The following is an 18941-nucleotide window of genomic DNA, read 5'->3' on the forward strand; positions in this document are numbered from 1 at the left end:
TTCCTGAGCGAGGGCGTGGCATGAATTATTGGCCCCTGATCGGCGTCGCCGCGGTCGTGATCGGCTTCGTACTGCGGCTCAACCCGGCCCTGGTGGTGGTCGCCGCCGGCTTCATCACCGGGCTGGCCGCGCAGTTGTCGCCGCTGGACATCCTCGAAGTGCTCGGCAAGGCGTTCACCGAGAAACGCTTCCTGCTGCTGTTTCTGTTGACCTTGCCGGTGATCGGCCTGCTCGAACGCCACGGCCTGAAGGAACACGCACAAAACTGGGTCGCGCGCTTGCGCGGCGCGACCATGGCGCGGCTGTTGGTCGCTTATCTGCTGATGCGCCAGCTGTCGTCGGCGCTCGGCCTGACCAGCCTCGGCGGGCATCCCCAGACGGTGCGCCCGCTGCTTGCGCCGATGGCCGAGGGCGCGGCGCAGACCCGTCATGGCGAGCTCGACGACGACGAGCGCCAACGCATCCGTGCCCTGGCTGCCGGCACCGACAACGTCGGCATGTTCTTCGGCGAGGACATCTTCATCGCCTTCGGTGCGGTGCTGCTGATCCAGAGTTTCTTCGCCGAACACGGCTTCAAGCTCGATCCGCTGCAGATCGCCTTGTGGGGCATTCCGACCGCGATCTGCGCCTTCCTGATCCATTCGGTGCGGATCTTCCGCTTCGAACGCAGGCTGGCGCGACGCCGCGCCGTTACCGCTGCGACGGAGCCTTCGTCGCCATGATCAGCCTGACCTTCGTCTACTGGGTGCTCGGTGTCTACTTCGGCCTGCTCGCCTGGCGCGGCCTGCGCGACCGCACCAATCCGCGCCGCCTCGCGAACGGTGCGTTCTGGGGCCTGATCGCCCTGCTGATGTTCACCGCCGAGCATCTGCCGAACAAGCTCGTCGGCGCCTGCGTGGTCGTGCTCGCGGTGCTCGCCGGTTTCGGCGGCCTCGGCAAGGGCGGCTACGACGAAACCGCCGCCGAAGAAAAACAGGACGAGGCGCAGCGGCTCGGCAACCGGCTGTTCTGGCCGGCCTTGTTGATCCCCAGCGTCACCCTGGTCGGTGCGCTCGGCCTGAAGTACGTGCGCATCGGCGACACGCCCCTGTTGCAGACCGCCAACGTGACCCTGATCGCGCTCGCGATCGCCTGCCTCATAGCGCTCGCCGCCGCTTGTCGCCTGACCAGGCAGACGCCGTGGAGCGGCGTCGAGCAATCGCGGCGCCTGGTCGATTCGATCGGCTGGGCGGCCTTGCTGCCGCTGCTGCTGGCGACGCTCGGCAGCGTGTTCGAGGCCGGCGGCGTCGGCCAGGCCGTGGCCGGCGTGGTGCGCGCGGTGATTCCGGTCGACAACGCCTTCGTGGTGGTCGCGGCTTACGCACTCGGCATGGCCTTGTTCACCATAATCATGGGCAATGCCTTCGCCGCGTTCCCGGTCATGACCGCCGGCATCGCCCTGCCCTTGCTGGTCCATCACCACGGCGCCGAACCGGCCTCGCTGGCAGCGATCGGCATGCTCTCGGGTTATTGCGGCACCTTGCTGACGCCGATGGCGGCGAACTACAACCTGGTGCCGGCGGCCTTGCTCGAACTCAAGGACCCCTACGGCGTGATCCGCGCGCAGTGGCCGACCGGCGTGGTGCTGCTGGCCTGCAACGTGGCGTTGATGTACTGGATCGCATTCCGGTGAAGGCTCACGCACCGGTCTTGCAGGCAACGACTTTGCAGGCGCCGATCCTGTTGACCGGCTTCGCGCCGTTCGGCGGCGAGAGCGACAACCCGAGCTGGGACGCGGTGCGCCGGCTCGACGGCGCCGTCATCGCCGGCGCCGACGGCCGCGAACATCGCGTCGTCGCGCGTTGCCTGCCGGTCGCGTTCGGCCAATGCCTGAGTCAATTGAACGAGGCCATCGAAAGCCTGCAACCGGCGCTGGTGCTGTGCGTCGGCCAGGCCGGCGGACGCTCGCAGCTGTCGCTGGAGCGCATCGCGATCAACGTCGACGATGCGCGCATCGCCGACAACCGCGGCGCACAGCCGATCGACGAGCCGGTGGTCGCCGACGGCCCGGCCGCGTACTTCACCGATCTGCCGATCAAGGCCATGCTCGCGGCGCTGCGCGCGGCCGGCATCCCGGCCGAGGTCTCGCAGACCGCCGGCACCTACGTCTGCAATCACGTGTTCTATGGGCTGATGCACGCCCTGCGCGGCCACGACGGCGTTCGAGGCGGCTTCATCCACATTCCGTATGCTCCGGCACAGGCTGCGCGCCATGCCGGTGCGCCGAGTCTGGCGATCGACACCGTCGTGCACGGCCTGCGGGTGGCGCTGGAAACGGCGCTGACCACCCAGGTCGACCGACGCATCGCCGGCGGCGCCGAACACTGATCCGACGTTCGCTGCGCAGCCGCTCACCTCAAGACATATCCGACGGAGAATCCCATGCATCGCCTGCTGCTCGCCGCCCTGCTCGCCACCGCCACCGTCGCCGGCTCGATTGCGGCGCCCGCGCATGCCGGTCTGTTCGACAAGAACCCCGAGCAAGTCGCCACCGAGGCCGTCAACAAGAACCTGATCGCGGTGACCCTGTGGGTCGATGCGAGCTGGGGTTTCCGCAACCAGGGCGCGGCCAATGCGCTGAGCCGCGCGCACCAGGCTTTCACCACCCGCGATTACGACGTGGTCAGCGTCGAGCCGTATATCGAGAACGGCGATCTGCAGGGGTTTTTCGTGACCTATCAGCGGCGTTGAGTCGGGCCGTTTTGATGCAGTGACGCTGGCGGTCGGGGTGGCGCGGTCGCGACTTGCGTCGCTCCTACCCTAAGAGCCTCGGCGTCGGGAGGGGGCGCGGTCGCGGCTTATGACCGGAGGAAATCCCTGTGGGACGCCGCTCCTGCACAAGAGCATCCTCGATGCATAAAAAAACGCGCCGATGCGAAAGCATCGGCGCGTTTTCATAAGGCGCGGACGCGGCTGGGATCAGCGCGCGACGACGACCTTGGTGCCGGCGATCTGGTCGTGCAGGCAGCGGCGGTCGTCGCGGAAGATCATCAGCACGTCGACCAGCTGGACGATCGCGCCCAGGCACGGAATCAGGCCGATGCCCTGCGAGAACAGGTAGCGCTTGCCGAGCAGCTCGGCCAGGCTCGGCTGCAGGCCGTCCATGTCGACGATCTTGATCTTCATGACCTTCTTGCCCCAGGTCTGGCCGCTGGCGTTGAGCGGATAGGCCTGGACCAGGAAAAACACCACGATGCCGATCAAGCCCCACATCGCCTGCAGGCCGAAGCTCTGCTCGCCGCTCTGGGCCGCGGTCATGACCTGCTCGAAGTAGCCGCCGACGAACATCACCGGCACCAGCAAGACCAGCAAGATCACGGTGTCGATGATGGCGGCGACCAGCCGGATGCCGCGATCTGCCAATTCCTCGCCGTCGTGCTCGGGCGCGGTCAGCGAGGATTGCGGGCTTTGATACGGGTTCTGCGGGTCCATTCCTTTGCTCCTTTGGTTGAGATGACGTCGACGGCCCCCTGCCCCGACGCCTGGTGAATTGTGACGGCGAACGATAACAGGCCGGCGACGTCAGTACGCATCCATTCGATCGATTCGCCGCTTTGCGCAGGCGACCGACGGCGAGCCGGCGCCGCCGGACGCATACGCGAACGGCCTGGCACGCATCCGCGCCAGGCCGTCGGGTGTCGCTGTCGCCCCGTCCGCCGCGGCGGCGGGCTGCGCTCAGGTGCGCGGCAGGGTCACGCCGACCTGGCCCTGGTACTTGCCGCCGCGGTCCTTGTAGGAGGTCTCGCAGACTTCGTCGGACTGGAAGAACAGCATCTGCGCCACGCCTTCGTTGGCGTAGATGCGCGCCGGCAGCGGCGTGGTGTTGCTGAACTCCAGGGTGACGTGGCCTTCCCACTCCGGCTCCAGCGGGGTCACGTTGACGATGATCCCGCAGCGCGCGTAGGTGCTCTTGCCCAGGCAGACCACCAGCACGTCGCGCGGGATGCGGAAGTACTCGACCGTGCGCGCCAGGGCGAACGAGTTCGGCGGGATGATGCAGACGTCGTTCTCGATGTCGACGAAGCTGCCCGGGTCGAAGTGCTTGGGATCGACGATGGTCGAGTTGATGTTGGTGAAGACCTTGAACTCGCGCGAGCAGCGCACGTCGTAGCCGTAACTGGAGGTGCCGTAGCTGACGATGCGCTCGCCGTTGGCGGCGTGCTTGACCTGGCCGGGCTCGAACGGCTCGATCATGCGCTGCTGCTCGGACATGCGGCGGATCCAACGGTCGGACTTGATGCTCATTGCGATGTTCCAGTAAGGGCAGCCAGGCCGCCGATGGTAAGGGAGGGGGTGCGGGCCGCGCTCAGCCGAGCAGCGAGGCCGAGATCGACGGCGTCGCCCGCGCGCGCAGCGCGAGCTGCACGGCGAGCCGGCGCGCGGTGGCGCGATAGGCGCGCGCGGCGGCCGAGTCCGGCGCCGCGGCGACGATCGGCACGCCGGCGTCGCCCTGCTCGCGGATGCCGATTTCCAACGGCAGGCTGCCGAGCAAAGGCACGCCGTACTGCGCGGCCATGCGCGCGCCGCCGCCTTCGCCGAACAAATGCTCGGCGTGGCCGCAGTTCGAACACACGTGCACGGCCATGTTCTCGATCAGCCCGAGCACCGGCACTTCGACTTTCTCGAACATCCGCAGGGCTTTCTTGGCGTCGAGCGTGGCCACGTCCTGCGGCGTGGTCACGATGACCGCACCGGCGACCGGGATCTTCTGCGACAGGGTCAGCTGGATGTCGCCGGTGCCGGGCGGCAGGTCGACGATCAGATAATCGAGCTCGCCCCAGCGGGTGTCGTTGAGCAAGGTGGTCAGCGCCGAGGTCGCCATCGGGCCGCGCCAGATCATCGGCGTGTCCTGCTCGACCAGCGGGCCGATCGACATCGCTTCCAGGCCGTGCGCGCGCATCGGCTCGATGCTCTTGCCGTCCGGGCTGTCGGGGCGGCCGCTGAGGCCGAGCATCATCGGCACGCTGGGGCCGTAGATGTCGGCATCGAGCACGCCGACGCGGGCGCCGTCGGCGGCCAGGGCCAAGGCCAGGTTCACCGCGGTGGTCGATTTGCCGACGCCGCCCTTGCCGGAGCCGATCGCGATCAGGTTGCGCACGCTCGGCAGCGGCGACAGTTTCGGCTGGACCGTATGCGACACGATGCGGGTGTTGAGTTCCAGGCTCGCCAGGCTGAGGCCCTGGCCGGCCAGCAGTTCGCCGATCGACGCTTCCAGCGCCGCGCGCAAGCCGTCGAGCGGATAACCGGCGGTGATCGAGACCGCGGCACGGCCCTCCGCGATGCCGGCGCGGATGCGCGCCTCGCTGTCGCCCAGGCGTATCTCGGTCTCCGGGATGAGTAGCGCCGCGATCGCGGCCTGCAAGGTCTCGCTCATAGCGGCCATCCGGCCGTACGGGGTGTCTGATTGCGCATGGGGACTCTGAATGGGGGTCGGGCCGCTGAGCGGCCAACGCACATGGTAAGGCCTGCGCCTGGCAGCGTCCTGCCCGGCCACGGGCTGCGACCGCGCTCGCGGCGGTGTCGCCGCGCCGGCGGCGCTGGCCATCGGCGAGTCCCGGCGCCGGCAACATGGGCGCTCAATATGCAATCTTAAATTGCATATCGTGACCGCACGCTGTTACAGATCCGGCGATCGCGGTCGCGCCGATCGGCGCCGGGCGGCCCTTTCCGGAACCCGCCACGGCCCGGCAACAAACGCGAAACCGCATTGCAATCAATGGCTTGATTGGTGGCATTCGGCAAAACCAAACACCACCCCGCGCCAAGCAGAGAGATATTACGTGCGTGTTAAGTTCAGGTTTGTAAATGGATTGTTAATTCGCCAGGAAGGCACCCGAAACATGCACTTACGCTCTTTCCGCTAGGGGACAAACTCAATGGCAGTACGCAACTCGCAGGGCCTGCAGCGCAGCAGGCTGACGGCGGCGCTGATCAGCGCGATGCTGATCTCGGTCGCCGGCACCGGTCATGCCCAGGACGCGGCTCCGGCCGACGGCGCCGCCACCGCGGCGACCGACATCGACGCGGTCACCGTGACCGGCTCGCGCATCAAGCGCATCGGCTTCGTCACGCCTTCGCCGGTGGTCGGCATCAGCGCCGAGGAAATCCGCTCGACCGGCGCGGTCACCATCGCCGACCTCATGACCACCCTGCCGCAGTTGTCGGCGACCTACACCTTGGGCAACTCGACCCGCGCCATCGGCACCGCCGGCCTCGGCCTGCTCGACCTGCGCGGCATGGGCAGCGCGCGCACCCTGGTGCTGGTCAACGGCCGCCGCCATGTCGGCGGCACCTCGGGCTCGACCGCGGTCGACGTCAACACCATCCCGGTCGAACTGATCGAGCGCGTGGAAGTCATCACCGGCGGCGCCTCGGCGGTGTATGGCGCCGACGCCGTCGCCGGCGTGGTCAACTTCATCATGAAGAAGAAGTTCGACGGCTACGAAATCCGCGCCCAGACCGGCGACGCCAGCGAAGGCGATTTCAGCCGCTCCTTCATCAGCGCCACCGGCGGCAACGAATTCGCCGGCGGCCGCGGCAACATCGTGTACTCGGCCGAGTACAGCAAGCAGGACCGTTTCGGCCGCGGCGATCGCAAGATCGGCCGCGAGTTCAACGTCAGCATGCCGAACCCGAACTTCGACCCGAGCAAGCCGTCGAGCCAGACCAACCCGCAGCGCGTGTTCATGGGCCCGGGCGGCAACTCCAGCCTGTCCTACGGCGGCACCTTCAACCTCGGCGGCAAGCGTTATCTGTTCAACGACGACGGCAGCTTCCGCCCGAACCGTTACGACGGCCCGCGCGACGGACCCAACACCTGCGTCGACTGCGATTTCGCCGACCTCAACGGCGTGGCCGACCTGCAGCCGGGCTTCGACCGCTACAGCGTCAACACCATGGCGAACTTCGAGATCAACGAGAACCACAAGTTCTTCTTCGAAGGCAAGTACACCAAGACCGAATCGGACTTCCTCGGCCAGCCGCCGTTCGACCAGCCGTTCCGGATCCGCCGCGACAACGCCCTGATCTCGCCGCAGCTCGGCGCGCTGATGGACGCCAACGGTCTGGCCTCGCCGGCCAGCCAGTTGCAGATCAGCCGCTTCAACGTCGACGCCGGCCGTCGCGGCGAGAAGGTCGACCGCAAGACCCAGCGCTATGTCGCCGGCCTGGAAGGCTATCTGTCGGAGCACTGGACCTATGAAGTGTCCGGCGTTTACGGCAAGACCGAAATCGACCGCCTCAACCTCAACAACCGCATCAACGACCGCTGGCAGGCCGGCATGGACGTGGTGCGCGACGCCAGCGGCAACCTCGCCTGCCGCGTCTCGGTCGATCCCAACGCGATCAACCCGAACACCGGCCGCGCCTACCTCGACATCTCGCGCGCCGGCTGCGTGCCCTTCAGCGTGTTCGGCAACGGTGCGGTCGACCCGAAGGCCGCGGCCTGGTTCAACTACGACGCGATCAACCGCAGCAAGATCACCCAGAGCGTGTTCAGCGCCTCGGTCGCCAACAGCGCGCTGTTCGAGCTGCCGGCCGGCGGCGTCGGCTTCGCCGGCGGCGTCGAATACCGCAAGGAAACCAGCGAAGAGATCACCGATCCGCTGGCCGCGCAGGGCCTGACCTTCCTCAACGCCATCCCGAGCCGCAAGGGCGAGTACAGCGTCAAGGAAATCTTCGCCGAAGCCACCGTGCCGCTGTTGGCCGACCTGCCCGGCGTGCAGCGCCTGAGCATGGACCTGGCCGGTCGTTACTCCGACTACGACACGGTCGGTTCGACCAAGACCTGGAACGTCGGCCTGGACTGGGCGATCAACGATTCGCTGCGTTTCCGCGGCAGCGTCGCCCAGGCCGTGCGCGCGCCGAACATCGGCGAACTGTTCAACCCGCAGACGCAGAACTTCGCCACCATCGCCGACCCCTGCGACACCCGTCCGGGCGTCGCCAACGGCGTCTCGACCGCAGCCGACCCGGCCCTGCGCGCCAGCAACTGCGCCGCCCTCGGCGTCCCGGCCAACTACCGCGACACCTACACGGGCAACCGCCCGGGCGTCAGCGCCGGCAACCCGGACCTCAACGTCGAAGAAGCCCGCTCGCTGTCCTACGGCCTGGTCTGGCAGCCTGAATTCATCGAAGGCTTCGGCTTGTCGGTGGACTACTGGCGGGTCACCCTGACCGACGCCATCGGCGCCGTCACCGCGCAGACCATCGCCACCCGTTGCGTCGACTCGCCCGGCGGCATCGGCAACGATTTCTGCGCCCTGATCCAGCGCGCGCCGGCCGCCGGCTACGTCGACTCGCAGGGCCGCACCTTCCCGGCGAACTCGATCTACAGCTGGAAGGCGATCAACGAGAACCTGGCCAAGACCCGCCGCGCCGGCGTCGACATCGAAGCCGACTACCGCTTCGAGATGCTGGGCGGCCAGGCCGCGCTGCGCTTCGTCGGCACCCGCCTGATCTCTTCGCGCGAGTGGCCGTTCCAGGACTTCCCGGCCGAGTACGACGAGTACGTGACCTATGTCAGCGATCCGCGCTGGCGCGCCTCGCTCAACGCCAGCTACAAGCGCGGCAACTGGCGCGGTTCGTGGGACATGCGCTACATCGACGGCAACCTGCGCGTGGTTCCGGAAAGCTACAACAGCAACCCGGGCCAGGTCTCGCCGATCCGCAACCCGTCCTACACCTACCACAACCTGCAGATCGGCTATAAGGTCCCGAACACCGGGCTGGACCTGTACATCGGCGCCGACAACGTGTTCGACAAGGATCCGCCGTTGAACTACTTCGGCGAAACCGAGGACAACGCGAACTACGACAGCATCGGCCGCTACGTCTACGCCGGCGCCACCTACAAGTTCTGATCCTCGCTCCAAGCCGTACCGCGTCAGCAGGAAGCCCGGCCTCGGCCGGGCTTCTTTTTGCCCGCCTGAACGGCGGCCCGGGTCGACTTCCATACCCCGGCGGATGCGGTATAAAGGCTGCAACCGCGAACACCGGCCGGCCTGTCGAGCGGTCCGAACGCGGTCCGATCACGCCTAATCCCTGGGAGGGGACCCATGCGTACCAAACTGTTTGCACTGTTGCTGCTCGCGCTGCCGATCGCGGCATTCGCCCAGTCCACCCCGGTCGGCACCTGGACCACGGTCGACGACAAGACCGGCAAGCCCAAGTCGGTCGTCGAGATCTACGAAGCCAAGGACGGCAGCCTCGCCGGCCGCGTCAACGAAGTCCTGCAATCCGATCGCGGCCCGAACCCGACCTGCGACAAATGCTCGGGCGAGCGCAAGAACAAGCCGGTCAAGGGCATGGTGATCCTGTGGGGCATCCGCAAGGACGGCTCCACCTGGGACGGCGGCCAGATCCTCGACCCGGCCACCGGCAAGATCTATTCGGTCAAGGTCACCCCGATCGACAGCGGCAAGAAACTCGAAGTCCGCGGCTTCATGGGCTTCTCGCTGCTCGGCCGCACCCAGACCTGGATGCGCCAGCAGTAAGCGCAGCGCCGGTCCGCGATCCACCGAAACCCGGCCTGTGCGCCGGGTTTCTTTTTGCGCCGACACCGGCCCCAGACCCTGCGGTCCGCCACGGCCGGCGCGCAGGCCCATGCCATAATTCACGACCACCCACGGCACCCGCACTCATGTCCCGCGAAATCGTCGTCTCCAACGCCCTGCCCTATGCCAACGGGCCGCTGCACCTCGGTCATCTGGTCGGTTACGGCCAGGCCGACATCTGGTGCCGCGCGCAGCGAATGAGCGGCCACCGCGTCCACTACATCTGCGCCGACGACACCCACGGCACGCCGATCATGCTCGGCGCCGAAAAAGCCGGTATGACCCCGGAAGCCTTCATCGCCGGCGTCCAGGTCAGCCATGAGCGCGACTTCGCCGACTTCGGGGTCAAGTTCGATCACTACGACTCGACCCACTCGGCCGGCAACCGCACCCTGACCGAGGGCTTCTACGCGCGCCTGGACAACAGCGGCCACATCACCCGCCGCTCGGTCGCGCAGTTGTACGACCCGGTCAAGGGCATGTTCCTGCCCGACCGCTACGTCAAGGGCATCTGCCCGAACTGCAACACCCCCGACCAGTACGGCGACAACTGCGAAAACTGCGGCGCGACCTATGCGCCGACCGAACTCAAGGAACCGCGCTCGGTGGTCAGCGGGGCGACGCCGGAGCTGCGCGAGTCCGAACACTTTTTCTTCGAGGTTGGGCATTTCGAGGCCTTCTTGCGCGAATGGTTGGCCGGCGACGTCGCCACGCCCGGCATCAAGGCCAAGCTGCACGAATGGCTCGACGTCGACGGCGGCCTGCGCGCCTGGGACATCTCGCGCGACGCGCCCTACTTCGGTTTCGAGATTCCCGGCCACCCGGGCAAGTACCTGTATGTCTGGCTCGACGCGCCGATCGGCTACCTCAGCAGCTTCCAGGCCCTGTGCGAGCGCGAAGGCCTGGATTTCTGGTCCTATCTGGCGCGCGACAGCGAGGCCGAACTGCACCATTTCATCGGCAAGGACATCGTCACCTTCCACGGCCTGTTCTGGCCGGCGGTGCTGCACGGCGCCGGTTTCCGCGCGCCGACCCGCCTGCACGTCAACGGCTATCTGATGGTCAATGGCGAGAAGATGTCGAAGTCGCGCGGTACCTTCATCCAGGCGCGCACGTATCTCGACGTCGGCCTCGACCCGGAAGCGCTGCGGTATTACTTCGCCACCAAGACCAGCGGCGGCGTCGAGGACATCGACCTCAACCTGTCCGACTTCGTCGCCCGGGTCAACGCCGATGTGGTCGGCAAGTTCGTCAACCTCGCCAGCCGCTGCGCCGGCTTCATCGAGAAGCGTTTCGACGGCCAGCTTTCGGCGGTGTTGCCGGACGCGGCGATGTACCAGCGCTTCGTCGCCCAGCTGACGCCGATCGCCGAAGCCTATGCGCGCAACGAAGCCGCGAGCGCGGTGCGCCTGACCATGGCGCTGGCCGACGAGGCCAACAAATACATCGACGAGCACAAGCCCTGGGTGCTGGCCAAGCAGGAAGGCGCGGAAACCCATCTGCAGGCCGTGTGCACGCAAGGGCTGAACCTGTTCCGCGTGCTAGCCGCCGCGCTCAAGCCGGTGCTGCCGCGCGTATCGAGCGAAGCCGAGGCCTTCCTCGCCGCGCCGGTGACGCTGTGGCAGGACCTCGCCGAGCCGCTGCTCGACCACAAAATCGGCGCCTACGTCGCGCTCTTCACCCGCATCGACACGAAACTGATCGACACCATGATTGAAGCCAGCAAAGAATCCCTCGCCGCCTCGGCCCCGGCAGTCGTCGCCGATGCCAATGGCAAAAACCCGGGTACTGCCGTCGCCGCTGCGAGTTCAACGCCGGCTGTCGTGTCCTCGAGCTCGAATGCAGCGGTCGTCGCTACGGTTGGCATCGACGAGTTCGCCAAGCTCGACCTGCGCATCGGCACGGTGCGCGTGTGCGAATTCGTCGAAGGCTCCGACAAGCTGCTGCGCTTCGAACTCGACGCCGGCGAACTGGGCACGCGCCAGATCTTTTCCGGCATCCGCGGCTCCTATGCCGAGCCCGACAAGCTGGTCGGCCGCAAGGTGGTGTTCATCGCCAACCTGGCCCCGCGCAAGATGCGCTTCGGCATCAGCGAAGGCATGATCCTATCGGCCGGCTTCGACGGCGACGGCCTGCACCTGCTCGACGTCGACGGCGGCGCCGCAGCGGGCATGCCGGTCAAGTGAGGGCGAGCGAGAAATGAGTTTGGAGGAGTGAGAAGCGAGTCCTGGCTACGAAGCGCTTCAACAAAGCCGATAAACACGGCTGCTTTTACTCACTCCTCACTCCTGCGCCCTCACTTCTAGCCCATGGATCTGACCGAACGCCTCGACCGCCTTCTGCCGCAGACCCAATGCGGGCAGTGCGGCTACGCTGGCTGTCGCCCGTACGCCGAAGCGATGGCGCGCGGCGAGGCCGGGATCGACCACTGCCCGCCCGGCGGCGACGCCGGCGCACGCGCCCTGGCGCGTCTGCTCGGCGTACCGGCGCAGCCTTACGACCGCAGCCGTGGCGAACACAAGCCGGCGCCGGTCGCGTTGATCGTCGAAGCCGATTGCATCGGCTGTACCAAGTGCATCCAGGCCTGCCCGGTCGACGCCATCATCGGCGCGGCCAAGCATATGCACACGGTGATCGAGCCGCTGTGCACCGGTTGCGAGCTGTGCGTGCCGGCCTGCCCGGTCGATTGCATCGTGCTGGTTGCGGCGCCCGACGCAGGCGTCGTTGCCACTCAGTAGCGCGACGCGCTGGTTCGGGTCGCCGGCGGGTTCGTCGTCAGAAGCAGCTCCCTTGATCCCCCTTCTACAAAGGGGGAAGACAAGCAGGTGGATACATCGCCGAGAGCGGCGAAGCATCCGCCCTTCTCCCGCCGTCATTCCCGCGAAGGCGGGAATGAAGATAGACAGAAATCTCGCTGCGGTCGGCAAGTCCACGACGCGCTGGCTCCTGCCCGATCGACGCTTACTTGACCGACTCTTGTTTGGTCGGCTCTTGTTTGGCCGCCTCGGCCTCGCTGCCGTCGTGCTTGCTCGTATCGTGTTTGCTCGCGGCGTCCTTGGCGGGCTTGTCCTTGCCGCGCTTGCCGTCGGCCGGCTTGGCGGCGTCCTTGGCGGCGAAGGCACGCTCGGCGCCGATCACCGGCACCGCGCCCCCCGCGGATGCGCCCTCCGCCGACACGCCGTCGGTCGGCGCGCACACCGAGCACACGCGCTCGACCGTATAGCCCTTGCTGCGCAGGCGCTCGACCAGACCGTCGTTGCCGAGCAAGTGCAGCGAGCCGACCACGACCAGAGCGTCGCCCTGTTTGGGCTCGTCGAGCATCTTCTGGATCTGCGGCACCCAGGCTTCGTTGCGTTCGACGTTGACCATCCGGTAGGTCTCCGGGGTCTTCTGTTCCATCTCCACCCGCGCCTTCTCGTCGAGCTTGGCGAGGTCGGCGTTGCGCCAGGCCGCATGGATTTCGTCGAGCATGCCCGGCACGTCCTCGGGCTTGTCGACGAACTCGCGCAGCGCGGTGATCTGCTCGGGCAGCGGGCCCGAATCCATCACCTGCAATTGCAGCTCCATGGTCTCCAGGCCCGAGGTCGGCTTGCCGGCTTCGGCCGCCTGCCGCATCAGGTATTGGTCCAGGCCCAATTGCGGGCTGAAGCCCATCGACTGGGAAACGCCGAGCACCAGCGACAAGTTGACGAACCAGGGTTCGAGCGCGTCGAGCTGGGCCAGCGAGCTGCCGTTCTTGGCCAGCACGCGGTTGAGTTTTTCGCGCAGATCGGCCGGCAACACCTTGCTCAGGGTGCGGCCGTCGTCGTAGCGCGCACGCGCCATGAAACGCTGCGGCACGGTCGGGTCGAACATCTCTTCCGGCGCGACCTCGAACACCAGCTTGCCGGCGCCGGCGAAGGCCTGGTCGATGTCGGACGACAGTGGGTAGTCGTCGGCGCGCAGCAGATGGAACGAGCCCAGCAGATAGACCGCGTTGTCCTGGTCGGAGACTTTCCACAGCAAGGGCACCGGCGGCGCCTTCGCGGCCGCCGCGGGTACGTCGCCGGCGGCGATCGCGGTCGCGGAGGTCAACGATGCGCTGAGCACCGAGGCGGTGAACAAAGGCAGGACGAACAGCTTCAGGAACCGCATGGGCAAACTGATCCTTGGGTCGGCGACGCAGGCGTCGGACTCGGGTGAAAGGCGACGGCGAAATGCCGCGATAAAGCCGAACGCGTCACGGGGCCTGCGCGGTGGCGCTCGCGGCCGGTGCGGGGTCGTCGTGCTTATAGGTCTTTTCGCCGGCGGCGACTTCCAGGTCGAGACGGTTTTCCGCCGGCGGCAACGGACAGGTCGCGAACGGCGTGAACGCGCACGGCGGGTTGTAGGCCTTGTTGAAATCGACCGTGACCAGCCCTTGCAGGTTCGGCCGCGCGACGTCGAGAAAACGGCCGGCGCTGTAGCTCTGATGGCCGCTGGTGCGATCGGCGAACACCAGCAGCAACTCGTCGCCGCCCTGGTCCAGGGCCTCGATGCGATAGGTCTTGCCGTCGCGCTCGAACTCGATCGCGCCCGGGTTCGGCGTCGCTTCGATGGTGCCGATGATGTTGACGATGTCGATGCTCTTGCCGGCCGGATGGGCGACGAACTTCGCGCTGAGCTTCCACTCCTGCTGCGGCTCCCAGTAGTCGATGCCCTTGAAACCGGTCAGGGTCGGCGCCTGCGCATGGCGCGCGCGCAACAGATAGCGGTCGCCGCGCTTGATCACGGTCAGGATGCCCTTACCCTCGTCGAAGCCGATCTTGCTCGGGCCGGCCGGGTAATCGTCGGCGAGCAGGTTCACTGCACCTTTGAGCGGCTGGTCGTTGAGGGTCAGCGAATTGCCCCGCTCGGGGATGAAACGCAGGCGGCCCTTGTTGAGCGAGAGCAGGCCGAAATGAGCCGGGCCGACGCCCAGGCGGATGCCGTTGTCGGGATCGCTGCCGAAATAATGCGAGCCGGCGTCGATCGGATACAGACCGACCAGACTGGCCCAGCCGTCGGGCTTCAACAACTCGTCCTTGCGTTGCTGGCGCCACAGTTGTTGGTCGCGGGCGAAGGTGTCGCTGACCGCGGCGGCGCGCGCGACTTCGCGCTTCTGCGCGGCCTGTTGTTCGGGCGAATCGCAAGCGGCCAGGCCGAACAACAGCAAGGCCGACAGCGCCGGCGCGGACATCGCGCCCGACAAAGTGCGTGCAAAGGAGCGTGCAGCGGTCATCTCAACGGCCTCGCAGGAACCAGCGATCGATCTCGGGCAGGCTGAAGCGCGCCCAGGTGGGGCGGCCATGATTGCATTGACCGGAGCGTTCCGTAGCCTCCATCTCGCGCAACAAGGCATTCATTTCCGGCAAAGTGAGACGTCGGTTCGCGCGTACCGCGCCATGGCAGGCCATGGTCGAGAGCAATTCGTCGCGCGCCGCGGCGACCCGGCGCGATTCGCCGTGTTCGCGCAGGTCGGCGAGGACGTCGCGCAGCAAGGCCTCGACGTCGCCATGCGCCAACAACGCCGGCACCGCGCGCAAGGTCAGCGACTGCGGGCCGCTGCGGGTGACTTCGAAGCCGAGCGCGACCAGGGTGGCTTCCTCGCGCTCGGCGACTTCGGCCTCGCGCTCGGACACCGCCAGGCTCGCCGGCACCAGCAAGGGTTGGGTGCGCAGGCCTTCGCCGTCGTGCGCGGTCTTGAGTTTCTCGTAGCCGATGCGTTCGTGGGCGGCGTGCATGTCGACCACGATCAGGCCTTCGGCGCTTTCGGCCAGCACGTAGATGCCGTGCAACTGCGCGATCGCATAACCGAGCGGCGGCAAGGTCTGGTCGTCGCTGTGCGGCAATGCGCCCGGCGACTGCGACCCATCGTTCGCTTCGCGCGGCGGCATCGCATAGGCGCTGCCGCTGCCTGCACCGGCGCCGTAACCGCCGCCGGCATACGACCCCCCCGCGGAACCCGCTCCGCCGCCGCCGCCGTTGCCGTTGCCGTTGCCGTACAGCGCGGCATAACCGGCGCGGGTTTCCTGCACCTGCAAGCCGAGCGGCGCCTGCGGACGCCAGGCGTACATCGAGCCGGCGGCGGCGGCATTCGGCTCGGCACCGGCCGGCGCCTGCTGGGCCATGCCGGCGCGGGTCTCGGCCAGGGCATCGTTGAGGGTGCGATAGACGAAGTCGTGGATCAGGCGCGCATCGCGGAACCGCACTTCGTGCTTGGCCGGATGCACGTTGACGTCGACGCGGCGCGGATCGAGTTCGAGGAACAACACATAGGCCGGCTGGCGGCCATGGAACAACACGTCGGCATACGCCTGTTTGACCGCGTGGGCGATGCTGCGGTCGCGCACCGCACGGCCGTTGACGTAGAGATATTGCTGGTCGGCGCTGGCGCGGTTGTAAGACGGCTGCGCGATCCAGCCGTGCAGGCGCAGATCGGCGCCGCTGTGTTCGACGCGCAGGGCGTTCTTGGCGAACTCTTCGCCGAGCGCCTCGCTGATGCGGGTGTCCGACAAGCCCATGTCGACCAGATCGCCCTCGCCCTTCCAGCGCCGCGTCGGCTTGCCGTTGTGCGAGACGCGCAGCTCCACATCGGGACGCGCCAGCGCGAGCTGGCGCAGCCACTCTTCGATATGGCCGAGCTCGGTGCGCTCGGCCTTGAGGAATTTACGCCGCGCCGGCACGTTGAAGAACAGGTCGCGGACTTCGACCGTGGTGCCCTGCGGATGCGGCTTCGGCGCGATCTCGCCGACCCGGCCGCCGTCGACTTCGAGCATGGCGCCGCGGTCTTCGCCGATCCGGCGCGAGGACAAGGCGAAACGGCTGACTGAAGCGATCGAAGGCAAGGCTTCGCCGCGGAAACCGAGCGTGGTCACGCCTTCGAGGTCGTCGAGCGAAGCGATCTTGCTGGTGGCGTGGCGCGAAATCGCCAGCGGCAGTTCTTCCGGCGAGATGCCGGCGCCATCGTCGCGTATCCGGATCAGGCGCACGCCGCCCTCTTCCAGATCGATGTCGACCCGGCGCGCACCGGCGTCGAGCGCGTTCTCGACCAGTTCCTTGACCACGGAGGCAGGACGTTCGACCACTTCGCCGGCGGCGATCTGGTTGATGAGGGTGTCGGGCAGTTGGCGGATGCTCACAGGCGGCATTCGGTGCGCAGGCACCGTCGGGGGGGATGGGGATCGATGATAGCCGCTGGGGTGCGGCAGCCGCGATCCGCAGCTTGCGGTTTCGGGCGTGCTGGCGGTTCCGATGCTAGCGCCCGGCCCTTATCCGCTCTTCTCGGGGCATTCTCCCGCAAGCGGGGGCATCCTTGATCCGCCCTGCGGGCGCCTTCTCCCGCAAGCGGGGGCATCCTTGATCCGCCCCTGCGGGCGCCTTCTCCCGCAAGCGGGAGCATCCATGATCCGCCCCTGCGGGCGCCTTCTCCCGCAAGCGGGAGAAGGATTCAACTACGGATTGGGCGGGCAAACGAAAACGGCCCCGAAGGGCCGTCGATCCATAGTGACGCGGGACGAACGCCGGAGCCTCAGGGGCTGCCGCCGCCTCCGAACCCGCCCGGCGAAGGCAGTTGGGCCTCGGCGCGGGCCGCGTACATCGTGCCCGGCGGCGGCTGGCGGGTGAAATAGGTGTTGACGCCGTCGAGCACCGCACGTGCGAGCGCGCGTTGGTGCGAGGGATCGGTGAGACGGCGCTCTTCTTCCGGGTTGGAGATGAAGGCGGTCTCGACCAGCATCGCCGGCATGTCCGAGGTGCGCAGCACCGCGAAGTTCGCCCGCTCGATATGCGGTTTATGGTTGTAGCCGACTTCCTTGAGGCCGCTGAGCACGTGCCCGGCCGCGTCTTCGGAGGCCTTCATGTGGCCGCTCTGAGTGAGGTCGAGCAAGACCGAGGTCAGGGTGTTGTCGGTCTGTTGCAGGCGCACGCCGCCGACCAGGTCGGAGGCGTTTTCCTTGTCGGCCAGCCACCGCGCGCGCTGCGAGGACGCGCCCTTCAGCGACAGCACGTACACCGACGAGCCCTTGGCGGAGCGGTTCTCGGCGGCGTCGGCATGAATCGAGATGAACATGTCGGCCTTGGCCTGGCGCGCCAACTGGGCGCGGCGCGGCAAGGGGATGAACACGTCGGTGTCGCGGGTCATATAGGCTTTGAGGCCCGGCGTGGCGTTGATCTGGCGCGCGAGTTCGCGGCCGATCGCCAGGGTCACGTCTTTCTCGCGCTTGCCGGTCTGGCCGATCGCGCCGGGGTCCTGGCCACCATGGCCGGGATCGATCGCGATCACCAGCGGGCGCATGCCGCGGCCGCGCATGACGTCCTTGAGGGTCTTGACCGCGCCGGCCGGCGGCGCGCTTTCCGGCATCGCTGCGGCCGGAGCCGACGCCGTGGCGCCGGGCATCGGCGTCGGTACGCCAGTCGCGACCCGGGTCGGGACGCCGGTGGCGATGCGGGTCGGAACACCGGTGGCGACCGTGGTCGGCATCGGTGCCTGTGCGGCCTGCTCGAACACGGCCTGACGCGCGGCCTGACGCGCGGCCTGCTGGGCCGCGAGTTGCTGGGCGTTGGCGGCCGGCGGCGGCGCAGTCGGTTGCGCGGCAATCGCGCCCGGTGCGGTGCCGCCAGGCGCCGCAACGTGGCTGTTATTGGGAAGCGGGACGTTCGGAGCCTGTGCGTTCGCCGCTTGCAGGTTCGAAGCCGGGGCGGCCGGATGCGGCACCGGCGCGGCGGGCGCCTGAGCCGAAGCCACGGCCGCCGGCGCCGCAGCATTGCGGGCGGCGAGTTCCGAGATCAGGCGGCTGGTCGCGGCAGCGGACTCGACCGAAGGATCGACCGTAGCGGCAGGAGCATTCGCCGTCGGCGCAGCGGCGGCCGGCGCTTGCGGCGCGGGTGCAGCGGCGAGCGCGGCCTTGGGTTCGACGCCGTCGCCGGGCCATTCCAGGACCAGGCGCGGGCCCGAGCCCCCCTGCTCGATGCGCGGCTTGAGCGCGGCGACCGGCTGGGCGAGATCGAAAACGATACGGACGGTGCCCGGCTGCGGTGCGCCGGTGCGGACGGATTTGACGATGCCGGCGCCGGCCGGGAGCTTGACGCTCTTGCCGACGCTGGAGGCCGGCAGGTCGACGACGAGGCGCTCCGGGCCCTTGAGGCTCAGGACTTTGTAATCGGCGTTCTTGTCGAGGGTGATCTCGGCGCGCGTGCCCGTGGCACCGGTACGCAGCTCCAAACCCTTGATTTCACTGGCATGCGCGAGGTTCCAGGCCAGCGCCGCCAACAGCGCTATGCCGAGCAGGAATTTCTGGACGGTGGCGCCTTTGACTCGCATGGGCGTAAGTCAAGCACTGCGACACAGTA

15 protein-coding genes are annotated in these 18941 nt (G+C 67.6%); 8 read left to right on the forward strand and 7 right to left on the reverse strand.

The features are described from left to right. The first annotated feature begins 20 nt into the window (after window positions 1-20). The 4 genes from ACTOWK_RS01545 to ACTOWK_RS01560 are packed head-to-tail and all read left to right on the forward strand — an operon-like array spanning window position 21 to window position 2730. Window positions 21-722: a DUF969 domain-containing protein gene (locus ACTOWK_RS01545; RefSeq protein WP_441328451.1), complete on the forward strand. Its 702-nt coding sequence runs from the start codon at window positions 21-23 to the stop codon at window positions 720-722. Continuing rightward, window positions 719-1672 (forward strand): DUF979 domain-containing protein, encoded by a 954-nt coding sequence (locus tag ACTOWK_RS01550; protein ID WP_441328452.1) that lies wholly within the window; start codon window positions 719-721, stop codon window positions 1670-1672. Before ACTOWK_RS01545 ends, ACTOWK_RS01550 begins: the two co-directional genes overlap by 4 nt. Beyond that, window positions 1669-2367, forward strand: a complete 699-nt coding sequence (gene pcp / locus ACTOWK_RS01555) for a pyroglutamyl-peptidase I (protein ID WP_441328453.1) — start codon at window positions 1669-1671, stop codon at window positions 2365-2367. Before ACTOWK_RS01550 ends, pcp begins: the two co-directional genes overlap by 4 nt. Window positions 2368-2421: 54 nt before the next feature. Continuing rightward, window positions 2422-2730, forward strand: coding sequence for a hypothetical protein (locus ACTOWK_RS01560; protein ID WP_441328454.1), 309 nt, complete (start codon window positions 2422-2424; stop codon window positions 2728-2730). Between the two features lie 228 nt (window positions 2731-2958). On the opposite strand, the gene ACTOWK_RS01565 is transcribed toward ACTOWK_RS01560, so the two are convergent. The 3 genes from ACTOWK_RS01565 to apbC form a co-directional block, all read right to left on the reverse strand. Then, a complete protein-coding gene (locus ACTOWK_RS01565) occupies window positions 2959-3471 on the reverse strand; it encodes an RDD family protein (protein ID WP_441328455.1) in 513 nt (170 codons plus the stop codon). A gap of 243 nt (window positions 3472-3714) precedes the next feature. Beyond that, window positions 3715-4284, reverse strand: coding sequence for a dCTP deaminase (gene dcd, locus ACTOWK_RS01570; protein WP_441328456.1), 570 nt, complete (start codon window positions 4282-4284; stop codon window positions 3715-3717). A gap of 61 nt (window positions 4285-4345) precedes the next feature. Then, entirely contained in the window at window positions 4346-5413 is a 1068-nt protein-coding gene (apbC, locus tag ACTOWK_RS01575; RefSeq protein WP_441328457.1) for an iron-sulfur cluster carrier protein ApbC, read from the reverse strand. A 502-nt stretch (window positions 5414-5915) separates the two neighbouring features. Here apbC and ACTOWK_RS01580 point away from each other — a divergent pair. The 4 genes from ACTOWK_RS01580 (at window position 5916) to rnfB (ending at window position 12331) form a co-directional block, all read left to right on the forward strand. Beyond that, on the forward strand, window positions 5916-8900 hold the full coding sequence (locus tag ACTOWK_RS01580) for a TonB-dependent receptor domain-containing protein (RefSeq protein WP_441328458.1): 2985 nt from the start codon (window positions 5916-5918) through the stop codon (window positions 8898-8900). Between the two features lie 195 nt (window positions 8901-9095). Next, window positions 9096-9533 carry a DUF2147 domain-containing protein gene (locus ACTOWK_RS01585; protein WP_408953334.1) on the forward strand — a complete coding sequence of 146 codons (438 nt, stop codon included), beginning with the start codon at window positions 9096-9098 and terminating at the stop codon, window positions 9531-9533. Window positions 9534-9679: 146 nt separating this feature from the next. Continuing rightward, entirely contained in the window at window positions 9680-11779 is a 2100-nt protein-coding gene (gene metG, locus ACTOWK_RS01590) for a methionine--tRNA ligase (protein ID WP_441328459.1), read from the forward strand. 123 nt (window positions 11780-11902) lie between these two features. Then, window positions 11903-12331: an Rnf electron transport complex subunit RnfB gene (gene rnfB / locus ACTOWK_RS01595; RefSeq protein ID WP_441328460.1), complete on the forward strand. Its 429-nt coding sequence runs from the start codon at window positions 11903-11905 to the stop codon at window positions 12329-12331. Between the two features lie 223 nt (window positions 12332-12554). Here rnfB and ACTOWK_RS01600 read toward each other — a convergent pair whose 3' ends face one another. The 4 genes from ACTOWK_RS01600 to ACTOWK_RS01615 form a co-directional block, all read right to left on the reverse strand. After that, window positions 12555-13727, reverse strand: coding sequence for a TraB/GumN family protein (locus ACTOWK_RS01600; RefSeq protein WP_441328461.1), 1173 nt, complete (start codon window positions 13725-13727; stop codon window positions 12555-12557). An 85-nt stretch (window positions 13728-13812) separates the two neighbouring features. Continuing rightward, on the reverse strand, window positions 13813-14832 hold the full coding sequence (locus tag ACTOWK_RS01605) for a DUF1684 domain-containing protein (protein WP_441328462.1): 1020 nt from the start codon (window positions 14830-14832) through the stop codon (window positions 13813-13815). A gap of 1 nt (window position 14833) precedes the next feature. Then, entirely contained in the window at window positions 14834-16732 is a 1899-nt protein-coding gene (mutL, locus tag ACTOWK_RS01610) for a DNA mismatch repair endonuclease MutL (protein WP_441328463.1), read from the reverse strand. Between the two features lie 389 nt (window positions 16733-17121). Continuing rightward, window positions 17122-18912: an N-acetylmuramoyl-L-alanine amidase gene (locus tag ACTOWK_RS01615; protein ID WP_441328464.1), complete on the reverse strand. Its 1791-nt coding sequence runs from the start codon at window positions 18910-18912 to the stop codon at window positions 17122-17124. Window positions 18913-18941: the final 29 nt, after the last annotated feature.

Source organism: Lysobacter sp. CA196 (assembly GCF_052078695.1).
Lineage (GTDB): Bacteria > Pseudomonadota > Gammaproteobacteria > Xanthomonadales > Xanthomonadaceae > Lysobacter.

Excerpts from the sequence above, each read along its gene's own strand:
- ACTOWK_RS01545 (WP_441328451.1), top strand. The coding sequence starts at position 21 with ATGAATTATTGGCCCCTGATCGGCGTCGCCGCGGTCGTGATCGGCTTC.
- ACTOWK_RS01550 (WP_441328452.1), top strand. The coding sequence starts at position 719 with ATGATCAGCCTGACCTTCGTCTACTGGGTGCTCGGTGTCTACTTCGGC.
- ACTOWK_RS01560 (WP_441328454.1), top strand. The coding sequence starts at position 2,422 with ATGCATCGCCTGCTGCTCGCCGCCCTGCTCGCCACCGCCACCGTCGCC.
- ACTOWK_RS01565 (WP_441328455.1), bottom strand. The coding sequence starts at position 3,471 with ATGGACCCGCAGAACCCGTATCAAAGCCCGCAATCCTCGCTGACCGCG.
- dcd (WP_441328456.1), bottom strand. The coding sequence starts at position 4,284 with ATGAGCATCAAGTCCGACCGTTGGATCCGCCGCATGTCCGAGCAGCAG.
- apbC (WP_441328457.1), bottom strand. The coding sequence starts at position 5,413 with ATGAGCGAGACCTTGCAGGCCGCGATCGCGGCGCTACTCATCCCGGAG.
- ACTOWK_RS01580 (WP_441328458.1), top strand. The coding sequence starts at position 5,916 with ATGGCAGTACGCAACTCGCAGGGCCTGCAGCGCAGCAGGCTGACGGCG.
- ACTOWK_RS01585 (WP_408953334.1), top strand. The coding sequence starts at position 9,096 with ATGCGTACCAAACTGTTTGCACTGTTGCTGCTCGCGCTGCCGATCGCG.
- metG (WP_441328459.1), top strand. The coding sequence starts at position 9,680 with ATGTCCCGCGAAATCGTCGTCTCCAACGCCCTGCCCTATGCCAACGGG.
- rnfB (WP_441328460.1), top strand. The coding sequence starts at position 11,903 with ATGGATCTGACCGAACGCCTCGACCGCCTTCTGCCGCAGACCCAATGC.
- ACTOWK_RS01600 (WP_441328461.1), bottom strand. The coding sequence starts at position 13,727 with ATGCGGTTCCTGAAGCTGTTCGTCCTGCCTTTGTTCACCGCCTCGGTG.
- ACTOWK_RS01605 (WP_441328462.1), bottom strand. The coding sequence starts at position 14,832 with ATGACCGCTGCACGCTCCTTTGCACGCACTTTGTCGGGCGCGATGTCC.
- ACTOWK_RS01615 (WP_441328464.1), bottom strand. The coding sequence starts at position 18,912 with ATGCGAGTCAAAGGCGCCACCGTCCAGAAATTCCTGCTCGGCATAGCG.